Source organism: Nocardia sp. NPDC052566, from assembly GCF_044547285.1.
Taxonomy (GTDB): domain Bacteria; phylum Actinomycetota; class Actinomycetes; order Mycobacteriales; family Mycobacteriaceae; genus Nocardia.
The window spans coordinates 458360-474364 of sequence record NZ_JBIUAF010000004.1; the positions used below are offsets into that span (position 1 = coordinate 458360).

The following is a 16005-nucleotide window of genomic DNA, read 5'->3' on the forward strand; positions in this document are numbered from 1 at the left end:
CGTGGCCGAGCAGGCGCCCGCCGGACAGGCCGCCGTGCCGTGGACGGAGCGGCTCAAGTCGGGGCGGATCTACCTCGGCGTGCTGATCGTGCTGGTGTGGGGCCTCGGCCCGTTCTACTGGATGGTGGTCACCGCGCTGCGCGACCCCGCCTACACCTTCGACAACTCGCCATGGCCCTCGCACCTGACCATGGAGAACTTCCGCAACGCCTTCGACACCAGCCGCGGCAACAACTTCGGCAGGGCGCTGATCAACAGCGTCGTCATCGGTTCGGTCACCACCGCCATCGCCCTGGTGATCGGCGTCTTCGCCGCATACGCGCTGGCGCGGATCGTGTTCCGCGGCAAGTACCTGGTGGCCGGGCTCATCCTGAGCGCGTCCATGTTCCCGGTGGTCGTCCTGGTGACCCCGCTGTTCCAGCTGTTCACCAACCTCGGCTGGATCGGCCAGTACCAGGCGATGATCATCCCGAACATCTCGTTCGTGCTGCCGATGACCGTCTACATCCTCGCCTCGTTCTTCGCCGAACTGCCCTGGGAACTGGAAGAGGCGGCGCGCATCGACGGCGCCACCAAGATGCAGGCGTTCCGGCTGGTAATGCTGCCGCTGGCCGCGCCTGCCGTATTCACCACGGCCATCCTGGCTTTCATCGCCGCGGTCAACGAGTACCTGCTGGCCCGGCTGCTCTCCAGCGACAAGACCGAGCCGGTGACCGTGGCGATCGCCCGGTTCTCCGGTAACGATCCGCTGGTCGAGCCGTACACCGCGATCATGGCCGCGGGCACCATCGTGACGATCCCGTTGGTCATCATGGTGCTGCTGTTCCAGCGCCGCATCATCTCCGGCCTCACCGCGGGCGGCGTCAAGAGCTGAAGTCCGCCCGGGCCCGCAGCGGCCCGGGCGCACAGTAGATCTCCGCGCGAATTCACGATGTGAAGCGCGCGTACTCGGTGATAGCATCGCGGGTCCCTCGGGCGCGGTAGAGTGCGGCCGAAGCCGTTTCCTTACGTTGTCCGTGCAGGTGAGTTTCTACCGACGCTCCGGAGGGAGATGCTCGTGAGCGAGCGCCAGCGAGTGAACCACGGGTGCAGCGCGCGCGAGCGCACGACGGAGCCGAGCGCCAGCGAGGCGCAGTCGTGAACTCGTTTCGCAAGCGAGGACGCAAACGGCGCGGGGGCACGCCCGCGTCGGCACCCTATGCGTCGGTCGCGGGCTGGAACGAGCAAGGCGCCAGGCGGCGAAAGGGCCGGTCGGCGAAGGCTTCTCGATCCTCGCGCGCCCCACGGCCCGTACCGCCGCCCGCACCGGATCGGCCGCGGCGCAGCCGGGGTGAGCGCTTCCGCCGCCTCCTATTGGCGCTGTTCATCATGTTCGTCGCGGTGCCGTCGCTGCTGTTCGTGCTCGTCTACTGGAGTGCCGAGATTCCGGACCCGTCCTCGGTGCAGACCAATCAGATCGCCACCATCGTCGCCGCCGACGGCAGCACGGTGATCGCGAAAGTCGTTCCGCCGGATGGCAATCGCACCCCGGTCCCGCTGGCCGACGTGCCGCTGCCGGTCCGCGACGCGATCATCGCCGCCGAAGACCGCAACTTCTATACCAATCCGGGCTATTCGACCTCGGGATTCCTGCGCGCGGCCCGCGACAACCTGCTCGGCCGCGAGGACGCGGGCGGCGGCTCGACCATCACCCAGCAGTATGTGAAGAACGCCTTCCTCGGCTCGGAGCGCACAGTGACGCGCAAGATGCGCGAGCTCGTGATCGCCGCCAAGATGGCGCGGCAGTGGAGCAAGGACGACATCCTCGCCGCCTACCTCAACACCATCTATTACGGCCGCGGCGCGTACGGCATCGCGGCGGCGGCCAAGTCCTACTTCAACAAGCCCGCACCGCAGCTGACTCTGGCCGAGGGCGCGATGCTCGCGGCGATCATCCGCACGCCGTCGATCCTCGATCCGGAGACCCATCTGCCCGAGCTGACGCAGCGCTGGAACTACGTGCTCGACGGCATGGTCGAACTCGGCACGCTCGGCGCGGGTGAGCGGGCATCGGCGGCGTTTCCCGCGGTGGTCCCGTTCGCCGAGATTCCCGACGCCAACGCCGCGCGCGGCCCGGAGGGGCTGATCCGCACCCAGGTGCTGCGCGAGCTGCGCGCCTCCGGCATCAGCGAGCGCGAATTGAATACCGGCGCACTGCAGATCACCACGACCATCGATGCGAAGGCGCAGCAGGCGGTACTCGGCACCGTGCACGACCGCCTCGACGGCCAGCCCGCCGAATTGCGAACCGCGGTGGTGTCGATCGACCCGCGCTCCGGCGCGGTGCGCGCCTACTACGGCGGCCTCGACGGCATCGGCTACGACTTCGCCCAGGCGCCGCTGCAGACCGGGTCGGCGTTCAAGCCGTTCGCGGTGATCGCCGCGCTGCAGCAGAACATTCCGCTGTCCAGGGTTCTTGACAGCTCACCGGTGACCGACCGCGGTACCAAGATCACCAACGTGGACGGCGAGTCCTGCGGCAAGTGCACCATGGCCGACGCGCTGAAACGCTCGCTGAACACCAGCTTCTACCGGCTGACCATGTCGATGTTCGACGGGCCCAAGGCCATTGCCGAGGCCGCGCATCAGGCGGGCATCCCGAAACAGATCCCCGGCGTGGCGGGCGAAACCCTCACCGAGAACGGCGATCGGCCGCTCAACGGAATAGTGCTGGGGCAGTACGTCGTTCGCCCTATCGATATGGCCTCGGCATACGCAACCATCGCCGCCTCCGGCGTCTACCACCAGCCGTACTTCGTGCAGCGCGTGGTGACCGGCGACGGCCGCGTGCTGCTCGATCGCGGCGGGCCGGACAACCAGGTCGGCCAGCAGCTGCCGCCGGGCCAGCAGCGCATCCCGCGTCCGGTCGCGGAGAACACGATTCAGGCGATGACCCCGATCGCGGCATACTCCAGCGGGCACGCGCTGGCCGGTAATCGGCCGTCCGGCGCCAAAACCGGCACCACCCAGCTCGGCGAGAGCAAGCTCAACAAGGACGCGTGGATGATCGGCTTCACCCCCTCGCTGTCCACCGCGGTCTGGATCGGCACCGAACAGTCGCAGCCGATCCGCACCGCGCGCGGCAACGACATCTACGGCTCCGGGCTGCCCGCCGATATCTGGAAGCAGATCATGGACGGCGCGCTCGACGGCTCGCCGGTGGAGCAGTTCCCGGCGCCGGGTGCGGTCGGCGGCCAGGCCGGACTGCCGAGCAAGCCGTCCGGCGGCGCCTACGACATCCTCAACCCGCCACAGGGGCCGACGCCGGAACCGGTGGTGATCATCCCGCCGGATCCGCAGCCCCCGAAGCAGGTCGAGATCTTCCCCGGGCTCAGCATTCCGGTGCCGGGTTAACGCGGCCGCCACCGGTGATTCCACACACCAACGCCACACACCAACGCCACAAGGAACGGATGGCATGGCAGCATCGTTTGCCAGAGTAAGAGCGAACAGCGAACGGGTCGGCCCACAATGGCCAGGCCGACGCCGATACCGCGGTATCGATGCGGAAGGATAGGCGCTCGAGCGGCGACATCGGCGTGAGTGAATGGCCCGGAGGAGGCAGCGTGCGTAACGGAGGGCACCGGGAGCGCCGCCAAGTGAAAACAGACGAGACATAGGGGCTACGCCGGTGGATTTCAATGTCGTTGACCGTCCCGAGACGCTGGTTGCGGGAACCGTACTGCGCAGCCCGGCGCTCGCGGTCGAGGGGCCGCGCCGCGCGAAGGTGGAAGAGGCGTGGAAACGCAACCTCGCTCGCCAGCTGCCCGGCCCGCCGACCACCGCTTACGTCGATCACGCGCCGGAGATCAATTCGTATCTGACCCACATCGTCGGCTACCGCTGCCGCAGCCTGGCCGATCTATTACCCGGTGACGTGCTCGCGCGCGTGCCCGCCGGCCGGTTCGCCCGGTTCATCGCCAGCGGCGACAACGTCGGCGACACCATCGTGAGCATCTGGCGCGCCGTATGGGACGCCGAGGCCGCGGGGCGGTTCGTGCGCGCCTACACCGGCGATTGGGAGCACTATCCCGACGCGCGCACCGTCGAGGTGTTCGTGGCGCTGGCGGATGATCAGGTCGACGGGTAGGAACAGGCTGTGGACTTCGAAATTGTGACGCTGGACGAAAGCCTCATCGCCGGACTCACCGTCCCGCTCGCGGGCCGCGAGGTCACCGCGCGCGATCTGGACCTGGTGAACTTCACCTGGGACCGGTACCTGGCGCGCGAGAAGAACGTGCCGAGGGTGGCGGCCTATATCGGCCAGAACGATCACGCCGTCGCGGTGCTCGGCTACGAGGTCTCCTCGATGGACGAGATGGACGCCGGCGACGTGGTGACCCGCATCCCCACCGGCCGCTACGCCAAGTTCGTCGTCTCCGACAAGCCCTACGATCTGCTGCGCACCGCGTGGGCGCAGGTCGCCAAGGCGGAGAGCGCGGGCACCATCACCCGTTCGCACACCGCGGAGATCGAGCGCTACACCGGGCCGACCTCGGTCGAGGTCTACGTCTCCCTGGACTGAATCGAGCAAAAAAGAACCGGCCGAAGGCATTTCGCCTCCGGCCGGTTCTCGTTGGCGTGGTTGTCTATTCCGCGCCGATGATGAACGCCTCGAGCTGCGCGCGCGCGACATCGTCGGCGAGCTGCTTCGGCGGGGACTTCATCAGGTAGGCCGAGGCGGGCAGCACCGGACCGCCGATGCCCCGGTCCTTGGCGATCTTCGCGGCGCGCACCGCGTCGATGATGATGCCGGCGGAGTTCGGCGAATCCCACACCTCGAGCTTGTACTCCAGGTTCAGCGGCACGTCACCGAAGGCGCGGCCCTCGAGCCGGACGTAGGCCCACTTGCGGTCGTCGAGCCAGCCGACGTGATCCGACGGGCCGATGTGCACGTCGTTCGCGCCCAGCTCCTTCTTCAGGTTGCTGGTGACGGCCTGGGTCTTGGAGATCTTCTTCGACTCCAGGCGCTCGCGCTCGAGCATGTTCTTGAAGTCCATGTTGCCGCCGACGTTGAGCTGCATGGTGCGGTCGAGCTGCACGCCGCGGTCCTCGAACAGCTTGGCCATCACGCGGTGGGTGATGGTGGCGCCGACCTGGCTCTTGATGTCGTCGCCGACGATCGGGACGCCGGCGTCGGTGAACTTCTTGGCCCACACCGGATCCGAGGCGATGAACACCGGAAGCGCGTTGACGAAGGCGACATTCGCGTCGATGGCGCACTGCGCGTAGAACTTGTCGGCCTCCTCCGAACCCACCGGCAGGTAGGAGACGAGGACGTCGACCTTGTTGTCCTTCAGCACCTTCACCACGTCGACCGGGTCGGCCTCGGACAGCTCGATGGTCTCGGCGTAGTACTTGCCGATGCCGTCGAGGGTCGGGCCGCGCTGCACGACGACATCGCTCGGCGGCACGTCGGAGATCTTGATGGTGTTGTTCTCGCTGGCGAAGATCGCCTCGGCCAGATCGAAGCCGACCTTCTTGGCGTCGACGTCGAACGCGGCGACGAACTTCACGTCGCGCACGTGGTACGGGCCGAACTTGACGTGCATGAGGCCGGGCACGGTCGCGGTCTCATCCGCGTCCCGGTAGTACTGCACACCCTGGACCAGGGAGGAAGCGCAGTTGCCGACGCCCACGATGGCCACGCGAACTTCAGTGGCGTTCTCAGCCTTATTGGTGTCACTCATGGCCGATATTTCCCTCTTTCTTTGGTGCCGCCGTAGTCGATTGCTCTGCGGCAATCAACTCGTTGAGCCAGCGCACTTCGCGCTCGCTGGATTCCAGACCGAGCTGATGGAGCTGCCGGGTGTAGCGATCCAGCGACCCGCTGGCCTTTTTGATCGCCTCCCGCAGTCCCTCTCGGCGCTCCTCGACCTGCCGCCGCCTGCCCTCCAGAATTCGCATCCGCGCTTCCGCGGGGGTGCGGCTGAAGAAGGCCAGATGAACGCCGAAGCCGTCGTCGGTGTAGTTCTGCGGGCCGGTGTCGGCGAGCAGTTCGGTGAACCGCTCCCGGCCGATCGGCGTCAGTTGGTAGACCCGACGCGCACGGCGGGTGATGCCCGGCGCGTCCTCCTCGTCGATCAACCCGTCGGCCTGCATGCGCCGCAGGGTCGGGTAGAGCGAACCGTAGGAGAAGGCGCGAAACGGTCCGAGCAGACCCGTCAGCCGCTTACGCAGCTCGTAGCCGTGCATGGGCGCTTCCAGGAGCAGCCCGAGAATCGCCAACTCGAGCATCGGGCGTCACCTCCTGACTGATCGACAGACCTAACCGATGGATGCGATTACCCACTATATCGGCGCGATACATCCGCGTACACCTGCCCGCGATCTAGGGGGCCGCGATCACCTCGCGCGCCAGCGCGACCAATTAGACACAGCTACTCTGGGACGCGTGCGAATTCAGCGGCAAGTGGTCGACTACGCGCTCCGGCGCCGGTCGCTGCTGGCTGACGTCTATGCGGGCCGTGTCGATGTCGCCGAGGTGTGTGATGCCAATCCGTACCTGTTACGTGCGGCGAAGTTCCACGGTAGGGGGAGCGAGGTCACATGCCCTATCTGTCGGAAAGAGCAATTGACGCTCGTATCCTGGGTCTACGGCGACGGCCTCGGCCCGGTGGCAGGGTCGGCCCGCACCCCGGAGGAGTTGGTGCGTCTCGCCGAGACTCGCGAAGAGTTCTCGGTCCATGTCGTCGAGGTATGCCGGAGCTGCAGCTGGAATCATCTGGTGCAGTCCTATGTGCTCGGTACCGCGCCAGCGCCGACGCGCGGGCGCACGGGTACCCGCAGGCGTACCGCCGCCGAATGATGATGTGAACGTGCGGAGCCTCGACGTGTCCGCAGCGGTCATCGCGACCGCACCGAGTCATGCAGTGCCGTTTCGAGCGCAGACGTTCGCGGCCCGTTACGAGTTATGGAGACCTTGTCAGTGAATTCGCCCTACGAGAATGAACCGCACGGCGGCCGTGCTCCGCGAAGCTCACAACCTGGTCCCACCCCATACCCGAATCCACGCCCCGGACCGCCGCCCGGCGCCCGTCCCGGCCCACCGCCGGGACAGCGCCCCGCCGGTGGCGGCCCGTACCGCGCCGAGTCGCGCGGGCAGCAGCCGCCGCCGTTGCGCCCCGGACCGCCGCCGCCGCGTCCGCAGCAGGGCCGCCCGCCGCAGCCGCAGCGCCCCGCGGGACCGCCGCCCGCACAGGCCACCCAGAAGATCGAGCGCGGCGCGCTGAGTGATGCGGTCGCCGAACGCAATCGGCGCGGCACACCGGCGGCGCCGCGGCCGGCGAACGGTTCTCGTTCGACGACCGGTGAGCGTCCGGCCACCGGTGAGCGCCGCGCCCAGTCGGGACCGCCGTCCGGTCCGCCACCGCGCCGCAACGGCGGCAGCGGCGATGGTTCCGGCGGGTCGGGCAAGCGCCGTCCCGGGCAGAAGAAGAAGTCGAAGTGGCGGATCGTGCGCCGAGTGCTCTACGTGCTGATCGCACTCGCCATGATCCCGGTCACGATGGGCCTTGTCGCCTTCATGACGGTGTCGGTACCCAAACCGGGCGATCTCAAAACCAACCAGGTCGCATCGATCTACGCCGCCGACGGCACCACGGTGCTATCGAAAGTCATTCCCCCCGAGGGCAACCGCACCGAGGTCTCGATCGACCAGATCCCGCCGCACGTGCGCAACGCGGTGATCGCGGCCGAGGACAGGGACTTCTACACCAACCCCGGCTTCTCCATCACCGGCTTCGGCCGCGCCGCCAGGGACAACCTGTTCGGCCGCGAGAGCGCGGGCGGTGGCTCGACCATCACCCAGCAGTACGTGAAGAACGCGCTGGTCGGTGACGAGCGGTCGTACACCCGCAAGCTGCGCGAGCTGGTGATCTCGGCGAAGATGGCGCAGCAGTGGGAAAAGGACGACATCCTCGCCGCCTACCTGAACACCATCTACTTCGGTCGCGGCGCCTACGGTATCGACGCCGCCGCCAAGGCCTACTTCGGCAAGCCGGTGCAGGAGCTCTCGGTCTCCGAGGGCGCGGTGCTCGCCGCGGTCATCCGGCAGCCGTCCGGCCTCGACCCGGAGAAGAATCCGGAGGGCGCCAAGGAGCGCTGGGTCTACGTGCTCGACGGCATGGTCGGCAACAACGCGCTGAGCCAGGCCGACCGGCAGAAGCAGCAGTTCCCGCAGGTCGTGCCCGCCGCGTCCACCCGCGACAAGACCCAGGACTCCGGGCCGGAGGGCCTGATCAAGACTCAGGTGCTCAAGGAGCTCGCGGCCGCGGGCATCAGCGAGCAGCAGCTCAACCAGGCCGGCCTGCAGATCACCACGACCATCGATCCGAAGATGCAGAAGGCGGCCGTCGACGGCGCGCGCAAGAACATGTCCGGTGAGCCGGACAATCTGCGCACCGCGGTGGTTTCGGTGGATCCGCGCACCGGCGCCGTGCGCGCCTACTACGGCGGCGAGGACGGCCAGGGCTACGACTTCGCCAACGCGGGCCTGCAGACCGGCTCCTCGTTCAAGGTGTTCGGCCTGGCCGAGAACCTGGCGCAGGGCAAGCCACTGTCGCAGATGTACGACAGCTCGCCGATCACGGTGAACGGCATCAAGATCACCAACGTCGAGGGCGAGCAGTGCGGTATGTGCACCATCGCCGAGGCGCTCAAGCGGTCGCTGAACACCAGCTTCTACCGGATGCAGCTGGACATGCAGAACGGTCCGCAGAAGATCGCCGACATGGCGCACAAACTGGGTATCCCAGAATCCATTCCCGGCGTGCCCAAGACACTCAGCGAACCGGACGGCTCCGGCCCGAACAACGGCATCGTGCTCGGCCAGTACCAGGCCCGCGTGCTCGATATGGCTTCCGCCTACGCCACTTTGGCGGCCTCCGGCATCTACCACGCACCGCACTTCATCCAGAAGGTGGTGACCGCCGACGGTCAGGTACTGCTCGACCGCGGCGACGTCGCGGGCGAGCGCAGGGTCGACGCCGCGGTGGCCGATAACGTCACCGACGCGATGAAGCCGATCGCCGCCTGGTCGCGTCATCACAACCTCAAGGGCAACCGCGATTCCGCGACCAAGACCGGCACCGCCCAGCTCGGCGACACCGGCCAGAACAAGGACGCGTGGATGGTCGGCTACACCCCGTCGCTGTCCACCGCGGTCTGGGTCGGCACCGAGCAGGGCGACCCGCTGCGCGGTGCGAGCGGCATGATCTACGGATCCGGTCTGCCGTCCGACATTTGGAAGTCGACCATGGACGCCGCGCTCGACGGCACGCCCAACGAATCGTTCCCGAAGCCGGGCGCGATCAAGGGCCAGGCCGGTGTGCCCGCGTGGACCGCGCCGTATACCGCGCCATCGACCACCGAGGCGCCGACCTTCCTGCCGCCGTGGGTGCCGCCGACGATAGATACGCCATTCGGCCCGATCCCTATCCCCGGCGCGCAGCCGCCCCCGCAGCAGCGCCAGACGCAGCCGCAGACGCAGAAGGAGCCGGAAGCGGGACCGCTGCCCGGTCAGCCCGTCGCGCCGACCGACGGTTCGTCGCCGACGGTCACCACCGCTCCGCGCTCCGGAAACGGCGGGACCACCGACAACGGCACGCAGCCGAGCCGAGGCAGGTAGTCGACAGGTAACCTCGGCTGCCGTGACCGATCAGCAACTGGTGGACCAGCGGATCCCGCATTCCAGCGGGCTGCAGTCCAGTGGGGCGGGCTACGACTCGCCCGCCCCGCTGGCGCCGGATCTGCGATCGGAGGACGCGCGAGACAAGCCGAGCCGCAACGATTCTCTGACGGCGCAGCTGAGCACCGTCATCGGCGGGCCGGTCGGCGATCACGCGCTGATCGGCCGCGTCGGGTTCTGGACCCCGATGCGGGTCCTGTTCCTTTTCACGGTGGTGTTCCTCGCGCTCGGCTGGTTCAGCAAGGCGGGCTGCATCCAGCAGACCGGCACCGCCGACGGCTCGCTCACCCTCGACTGGAACAACGGCCGCCAGTACGTTGCCATGTGCTACTCGGACACGGTGCCGCTGTACGGGGCGGAGCGGCTCAACGAGGGCGCCTTCCCGTACAAGAAGAAGTGGGTCGAGCAGACGCCGGAGGGTGATCGGGAAACCCGGTACATGGAGTATCCGGTGCTGTCCGGCCTCTACCAGTACGCGGCGATGCAGGTCGCAAAGAGCTGGGACGCGACGCCGCTACTGCCCGGCGCACTGCAGGTGGTCATCTATTTCAACGTCATCGCCTTCGGGCTCGCGCTGGCCTGGCTCGTCACGGTGTGGGCGTCGGCGACGCTGGCCGGGCGCCGGGTGTGGGACGCCGCGCTCATCGCCTGCTCACCGCTGGTGATCGTGCACGCCTTCACCAATTTCGACGCGCTCGCAACGGCTTTCGCCGCCACCGGCCTGCTCGCCTGGGCGCGACGGCGCCCGGTGCTCGCCGGTGTGCTGCTCGGGCTCGGCGGTGCGGCCAAGCTGTATCCGCTGCTGCTGCTCGGGCCGATCGTGGTGCTCGCCATGCGGTCCGATCCGATGCAGCGCACGCCGAGCGCCCACCTCGGCATCCGGCTGCGCGATGTGGACAGCTGGGATTCGCTCATGCTGTGGGTGCGCGAAACCCCGTACCGTACTTCGATACTCAGTTCACGGCCGCTGGGCGCGGCGGGGCTGACCGTGGCCGCGGGCATCGGGACATGGATCGCGGTGAACCTGCCGATCCTCGCGCTGTACCCGACCGGCTGGCGAGAGTTCTTCCGGCTCAACACCACCCGGCACGCCGATCCCGACTCGATCTACAACGTGATCACCTCGTTCACCGGCTGGCCCGGCTTCGACGGCAACCTCAGCCACGCCGAACCGCCCACCATTCTCAACCTGGTGTCGCTGCTGGTGTTCGTCGCCGCCTGCGCGCTGATCGGCTACATCGGCCTCACCGCCCCGCGCCGCCCGCGCCTGGCCCAGCTGTGCTTCCTGGTGATCGCCGCCTTCCTCCTGACCAACAAGGTCTGGAGCCCGCAGTACTCGCTGTGGCTGGTCCCCCTCGCCGTCCTCGCCCTGCCGCATCGCCGAATCCTGCTGGCCTGGATGACGATCGACGCCCTCGTCTGGGTCCCCCGCATGTTCTACTACCTCGGCCTCGACCGCAAAGGCCTGCCGGAACAATGGTTCACCGGCACCGTCATCGTGCGCGACGTCGCCGTAATCGCCCTGTGCGCCTTGATAGTCCGCCAGATCTACCGCCCCGAAGAAGACCTGGTCCGCCGCGAATTCACCGACGACCCCGTCGCGGGCATCATCGACCGCGCCCCCGACCCTCTGCTCCCCTGGCTCCCCGCACCGCTGCGCCCCCGCCCAGCCCCCGCCCGCGGTTGACCTAAAGCACACTCGAGGTTCTAGGGTTTGCGGTGTTGTTACGAGCTGAGTGGGAAGAGAAGTCGATGACTGACAATGCGGCGTTGAATCTGTTGACGCGGTACGAGGATGCTTTCAACGCCAACGATGCCGACGCGATGAACGCGCTGTTCTGGGAGGACACCACCTTCGTCAACTTCAGCGGCAGCCTGGCGAAGGGCCGCGCGGAACTGCTCACCAAACAGCGTTTCGTCTTCGCCCCCGGCGGACCACTGCACGACATCAGCGTCAGCTACCAGCACGAGGCAACCATCGAACTCACCCCCACCGTCGTGCAGATCGTGGCACGCCAGCACACCAGGGACAGCGCCGACCCGGCGCACGACCCCATGCACGGCCTGATCATCCTGACCGTCGAATTCCGCGACGGCGAAGGCCGCATCCGCACCGGCCAGAACACCCCCGTCAGCACCGGCTAGCACTCCCCTCAGCGCTGAATCCCCCACCGCAGTGCGGGATTCAGTGCTGTTCGACCATTGCGTCACCTGAGCCTGAACAGCCTCGCCTGCGCTCTGTTCACGATCCCATCATCCAGCAGCGACCCATCTAGGGAGCGGTTCGCAGTGAGCCAGCCACTCGCTCGGCACCCCAGCGACACCGAGGCGAGCACCGAGAATGCCGCCCACGATGGCACAGGTGGTGTCGACATCACCGCCCGTAGCGACAGTCGCCCAACATGCCTCAGCGAAATCGTTCGGATACGCAGCGACGATCCACAGACAGAACGGAACCGTGTCGGCCGCAGAAATCTCCCGCCCATTACCCAACACCGCCGCCGCCTCAGCGGCGTCCGACATTGCGTCGGCCGCACCGATACCATCCCGAACTCTCCCCGCCGGCATGCGCGCAGCGACCGCATCGAGAAATCCGCCCCCACACAGATCCGGCCGCGAAACTGCCAGCGCCGCAGCAACAGCCACCGCAATCGCACCGGTCACACCCTCTGGATGGGTATGAGTCACCTCAGCTGACGCAGCCGCCTCCCGCACCACCCGATCCAGGTCATCAGCAAAATAGGCACCCAACGGTGCCACCCGCATCGCCGCACCGTTCCCCCACGACCCGTGTCCGCCCCGAGCCAAAGGCGCAAGCTCACGCCAATCAGCCCCCGTCTGCCGAATCAACCGCAGAATCCTGTTCGTTCCAGGCCCATACCGCCGATAGATGTCGTAATGCGCCACAAAAGATTCAGCGAGCCAGTCCTGATCAACCCGCCCATACCGGTCCAACACAGCAAAGACCGAACAGGCCATCTCCGTGTCATCAGTCCACAACCACGGCCCCGGCAGCAATGAACGCGACTGTAGAGCAACAAGATTGATCGGATCGGCAAAACATGACCCGAACCCATCCCCCACCGCCAAACCACGCAGTGACCCAACGGCACGTTCACGACGGTCGGCCATCACGACGGAGACTATGAGCGGGCCTGCTCTCCCTGAGATCTGATGTTGTTTCGCTCAGCGTACTCGGCCAGCTGAACATCAAAGCTGGGCGCACTGGCCAACATCCACACGTCACGACTGGACTTCACCACAACTATGGGCCCAGAGCCGGGGCCTACCGAGTCCGATGTATCGCGGGTCCGGTAATAGCGTTTCGTGTTCCATTCGAACACGAAGCTCCAACCCTCGTCATCAGGTTCTGGATAGAGAGCCAAAGGTCGCTCACTCGTCGAAAATTGGGCCAAGAACCGCTCAGCAATAACTCGAGCCTGTTCTAGCGTCACTCCCATAAGGCCCTCAACTCTCTCCAGCGGGCATCCTCGATAACTATCGTCCAACCTGCAGCTCACCGCCTGGCGATCCTTCTCATCGACCCCAGACTATACTTCTGCAGCGGACATAAGCTCATGAAATATCATAGACCACCAAGAATCCGATTCTACGAAGGCCGACGGATCCAGCTGCGCTAACTCACGATATAGATCATCCGCACGGATTGCACGCCCTTCAATCCCCTCATCAGCTTCTGCAAACATGGCAAACCGGTAGAGGAATTCCACAAAACATTTTAAACTTGAATTGACCAATTCGGGGATGCCGGCCTCTAGATCCAAGAACAACACCGAACCGTGGTGCGTATCGAAGAGGAATATCATCTGATCGCAATCCGGCACCTCCCCAACCAAGATCGTAGTGACTGCGTCTCCACCGTCATCTGCGTGAGGTTCCAAGTGAATCCTGCTATACAGGTCCATCTCGCCGCGCAGCGCCGAGCAGTAAACATACGACACACATACAGGAAGAAAATCTATACCCGGATAGGCATCAATGGGCGCTTTGAACTCATCCTTCCACTCATCAACCGGGCAAGGTAGGGTACCTTTCTCTCCTCCCCATGCATCCCAGCAGTCCTTTGTGAAGCGTCCGAAAAATTCAACCAGATCCGCCGTCGGATGATTAGTTATTCGATACAGCTCGAGCATGGCATTAGGCAGCGAAAGATCATCGAGGCCCGCGCGCACGTCTTCCGAGGCTCGGCCGGAATCAATTATAGACTCCATCTGCCGTCTATAGCTGCCGAGAACGCTGTCTTCAGCCAACTCTATCCCGGCGGGGAACAGGGCTAAAAAATCTCCGTCATCGCCATGGTCATCGGAAATAATCGACCTAAGTCGCTCAACCTTCGCGGCTACGTCGACATAGAAAGGGTTCACCATCTGAGCGCTTCGATTCTTGTCTGGACGTTATCTAGCGCACAGGTCGATATCAAGATTTTCGACTGCGCCAGCGCTATCCAATTGCAATCCATGAAAGTGATCTATTTACTTTACTCAAGAATATCAGTCATCGTCGTCAGCGCCATTGATGATGCCGTGCTTCGCATGCAGTTCATCGAGGATGATTTGATGCATCTCTATCATGTACGAAAAGAAATCCACAAAATCTCGATATACCTCAACACTGTCACCACCGCTGATCCATACCACGTTGCCGCCGAGATCAGGAACAGTCGGCCGCACCAAAAGGAAGAGATTTTCACTGCCGATGCCCGCACCGATTGGCACCACTTGAGAAGCAGACAGGCCCACATCCCCGAGCACCGCCTCGGATTCGAATATGTCAATCGATTCCCAGGCAACTTGAGCAGCACCTCCTCCATTGAACTCCACGGTGCCGAATAGGTCAGTGTTCCAATAAAATGCCGACCAGCCATTTGCATGCAGAAGGAATTCCCGATAACACGAAGGCAATACAATATCTAGATTGCCTTCGATGTCGAGCAACTCTGACTCGACGGCGCGTATCCTTGGCAGATCGTAGTCCTGCAAATGGTCAGGATCGGCTCGATCAATATCACTCTTCAGGATGATCATCATCCCAATAAGCGCAGGCCAGTCGGCAGGTTCGCTCATAATCCTACTCAATCTCGAATATGGTTGTCATATAACCTTCGGGATACTTTCCTGATTGCGACCCTAGTATCTTATTTATTCGATCCGTATACGCTCCTCACCCTAGAGGCTTTAGCAACATTGCTTCCGTTGCGAACTAAACTTATCGTAGGAGATGATCGCTCTCGCTACATCTCCCACAACTCTGATCCGATGCCCGCAGCAAGCTCAGCTGCTGCCAGGATTCTCGGGATCTCGGGCGGCATGGCTCGACCGAAGTCATCGTAGACTATATCCATTGGCGACACAAAATGGTCGGCCCCATCGCGACCGCGAACTATCAGAATGTAATTAGAACCTCGCTCATCTGTGATCAGATCCCACTTTGCGTGATGTTCAACCAGAAAAACCTGCGCCACGTATGCCGCCAACATCGTGTGTAACCAGAGCCAATCATCGTCATCCATATGTTCGAAATCTTGACCTGCAATAAACTCGTCGAGAGTTGCCATGAATGCTAATGGATCACTATCCAGATCGATATGATCTGCGTCCAACGCGCTCCGCAATCCACTCAACGACTCCCGACGCTGCCGCTCCCATTCAGTGAGCCGAGAATCTTTGTCGATCATTAAATCTCCATCGGCCTATAGATGCCATACGTGTCGCATTCCAGCACGTCCAGGCTCGTCGATCGACTCTCTACTCGGTCCCGCCCACATGAACTCCCACATAAGATCGTAGCCTGGATCCAATTTTCAGAGAGCAATACATCTCGATTTCCATGACGATTACTCGCCCGTTGCCAAGGTTGAGATGAATTGATCGATATCGTCTTTCAGATACTGGCCGATATCCGTCAACATTTCGACTGTTTCCTTGAGGTGGGTCACATATTCGGGCATGGTGACCCACCATGCTTTGTTGCGAGTAATTACTGCACCGAGGAGATCATCATCGTAAAACCCTCCCGCAGCCTCACTAGGCGCCGTTTCCCGAAGATAATCCAGCGCGATCGGGATCAACCATGGAAGGCCGATGTTCTGGCTTATTAGACGAGCTAACTCGTGTGGTGCCAGCTCGCCAACCGGGCGCTTCCGCAACAAATAAACGGCCTCAACCATGCTTGTTGCAAACTTGGCTGGCTCAGTCCAGCAAACTCCCTCCAATTGTTCGACCGATTTCGCTTTGTCGATGTTCCGGGCCAATGTCACC

At 64.2% G+C, this 16005-nt stretch carries 16 protein-coding genes; 8 read left to right on the forward strand and 8 right to left on the reverse strand.

Annotated elements, in window-relative coordinates:
• Positions 1-34 precede the first annotated feature (34 nt).
• From ACIG5A_RS21865 to ACIG5A_RS21880, 4 genes are all read left to right on the forward strand, one after another.
• The gene (locus tag ACIG5A_RS21865) at positions 35-874 is read left to right on the forward strand and encodes a carbohydrate ABC transporter permease (RefSeq protein WP_397243952.1); all 840 of its coding nucleotides are present in this window, start codon (positions 35-37) and stop codon (positions 872-874) included.
• 263 nt (positions 875-1137) lie between these two features.
• Complete coding sequence (locus ACIG5A_RS21870; protein ID WP_397242728.1) at positions 1138-3393, forward strand: transglycosylase domain-containing protein; 2256 nt, start codon at positions 1138-1140, stop codon at positions 3391-3393.
• Positions 3394-3670: 277 nt separating this feature from the next.
• Positions 3671-4129: a GyrI-like domain-containing protein gene (locus ACIG5A_RS21875; protein WP_397242730.1), complete on the forward strand. Its 459-nt coding sequence runs from the start codon at positions 3671-3673 to the stop codon at positions 4127-4129.
• Between the two features lie 9 nt (positions 4130-4138).
• Positions 4139-4564 (forward strand): GyrI-like domain-containing protein, encoded by a 426-nt coding sequence (locus ACIG5A_RS21880; RefSeq protein WP_397242732.1) that lies wholly within the window; start codon positions 4139-4141, stop codon positions 4562-4564.
• Positions 4565-4628: 64 nt separating this feature from the next.
• Here ACIG5A_RS21880 and ACIG5A_RS21885 read toward each other — a convergent pair whose 3' ends face one another.
• On the reverse strand, positions 4629-5729 hold the full coding sequence (locus ACIG5A_RS21885) for an inositol-3-phosphate synthase (RefSeq protein WP_397242734.1): 1101 nt from the start codon (positions 5727-5729) through the stop codon (positions 4629-4631).
• Positions 5722-6276 (reverse strand): PadR family transcriptional regulator, encoded by a 555-nt coding sequence (locus tag ACIG5A_RS21890; protein ID WP_397242736.1) that lies wholly within the window; start codon positions 6274-6276, stop codon positions 5722-5724. Before ACIG5A_RS21890 ends, ACIG5A_RS21885 begins: the two co-directional genes overlap by 8 nt.
• 157 nt (positions 6277-6433) lie before the next feature.
• Between ACIG5A_RS21890 and ACIG5A_RS21895 the strand changes: the two genes are divergently transcribed.
• The 4 genes from ACIG5A_RS21895 to ACIG5A_RS21910 all read left to right on the forward strand — a co-directional run bounded on the left by ACIG5A_RS21895 (position 6434) and on the right by ACIG5A_RS21910 (position 11872).
• Complete coding sequence (locus ACIG5A_RS21895; RefSeq protein ID WP_397242738.1) at positions 6434-6847, forward strand: DUF5318 domain-containing protein; 414 nt, start codon at positions 6434-6436, stop codon at positions 6845-6847.
• Positions 6848-7531: 684 nt separating this feature from the next.
• Positions 7532-9667, forward strand: coding sequence for a transglycosylase domain-containing protein (locus ACIG5A_RS21900; protein ID WP_397243954.1), 2136 nt, complete (start codon positions 7532-7534; stop codon positions 9665-9667).
• 40 nt (positions 9668-9707) lie between these two features.
• Positions 9708-11414, forward strand: a complete 1707-nt coding sequence (locus ACIG5A_RS21905) for a glycosyltransferase family 87 protein (protein ID WP_397243956.1) — start codon at positions 9708-9710, stop codon at positions 11412-11414.
• Between the two features lie 65 nt (positions 11415-11479).
• On the forward strand, positions 11480-11872 hold the full coding sequence (locus ACIG5A_RS21910) for an SgcJ/EcaC family oxidoreductase (protein ID WP_397242740.1): 393 nt from the start codon (positions 11480-11482) through the stop codon (positions 11870-11872).
• Between the two features lie 108 nt (positions 11873-11980).
• On the opposite strand, the gene ACIG5A_RS21915 is transcribed toward ACIG5A_RS21910, so the two are convergent.
• From ACIG5A_RS21915 to ACIG5A_RS21940, 6 genes are all read right to left on the reverse strand, one after another.
• Complete coding sequence (locus ACIG5A_RS21915) at positions 11981-12859, reverse strand: ADP-ribosylglycohydrolase family protein (RefSeq protein ID WP_397242742.1); 879 nt, start codon at positions 12857-12859, stop codon at positions 11981-11983.
• An 11-nt stretch (positions 12860-12870) separates the two neighbouring features.
• On the reverse strand, positions 12871-13188 hold the full coding sequence (locus ACIG5A_RS21920; RefSeq protein ID WP_397242744.1) for a YrhB domain-containing protein: 318 nt from the start codon (positions 13186-13188) through the stop codon (positions 12871-12873).
• Positions 13189-13278: 90 nt separating this feature from the next.
• Positions 13279-14115 (reverse strand): SUKH-4 family immunity protein, encoded by an 837-nt coding sequence (locus tag ACIG5A_RS21925; protein ID WP_397242746.1) that lies wholly within the window; start codon positions 14113-14115, stop codon positions 13279-13281.
• A gap of 123 nt (positions 14116-14238) precedes the next feature.
• Positions 14239-14811, reverse strand: coding sequence for an SMI1/KNR4 family protein (locus tag ACIG5A_RS21930; RefSeq protein WP_397242748.1), 573 nt, complete (start codon positions 14809-14811; stop codon positions 14239-14241).
• 167 nt (positions 14812-14978) lie between these two features.
• Positions 14979-15422, reverse strand: coding sequence for a hypothetical protein (locus ACIG5A_RS21935; RefSeq protein ID WP_397242750.1), 444 nt, complete (start codon positions 15420-15422; stop codon positions 14979-14981).
• Between the two features lie 159 nt (positions 15423-15581).
• The gene (locus tag ACIG5A_RS21940; RefSeq protein WP_397242752.1) at positions 15582-16004 is read right to left on the reverse strand and encodes a contact-dependent growth inhibition system immunity protein; all 423 of its coding nucleotides are present in this window, start codon (positions 16002-16004) and stop codon (positions 15582-15584) included.
• Between the last annotated feature and the right edge of the window lies 1 nt (position 16005).

Coding starts and splice junctions, on each gene's coding strand:
- ACIG5A_RS21885 (WP_397242734.1), bottom strand. CDS start 5,729: ATGAGTGACACCAATAAGGCTGAGAACGCCACTGAAGTTCGCGTGGCC.
- ACIG5A_RS21890 (WP_397242736.1), bottom strand. CDS start 6,276: ATGCTCGAGTTGGCGATTCTCGGGCTGCTCCTGGAAGCGCCCATGCAC.
- ACIG5A_RS21900 (WP_397243954.1), top strand. CDS start 7,532: ATGATCCCGGTCACGATGGGCCTTGTCGCCTTCATGACGGTGTCGGTA.
- ACIG5A_RS21910 (WP_397242740.1), top strand. CDS start 11,480: ATGACTGACAATGCGGCGTTGAATCTGTTGACGCGGTACGAGGATGCT.
- ACIG5A_RS21915 (WP_397242742.1), bottom strand. CDS start 12,859: ATGGCCGACCGTCGTGAACGTGCCGTTGGGTCACTGCGTGGTTTGGCG.
- ACIG5A_RS21920 (WP_397242744.1), bottom strand. CDS start 13,188: ATGGGAGTGACGCTAGAACAGGCTCGAGTTATTGCTGAGCGGTTCTTG.
- ACIG5A_RS21925 (WP_397242746.1), bottom strand. CDS start 14,115: ATGGTGAACCCTTTCTATGTCGACGTAGCCGCGAAGGTTGAGCGACTT.
- ACIG5A_RS21930 (WP_397242748.1), bottom strand. CDS start 14,811: ATGAGCGAACCTGCCGACTGGCCTGCGCTTATTGGGATGATGATCATC.
- ACIG5A_RS21935 (WP_397242750.1), bottom strand. CDS start 15,422: ATGATCGACAAAGATTCTCGGCTCACTGAATGGGAGCGGCAGCGTCGG.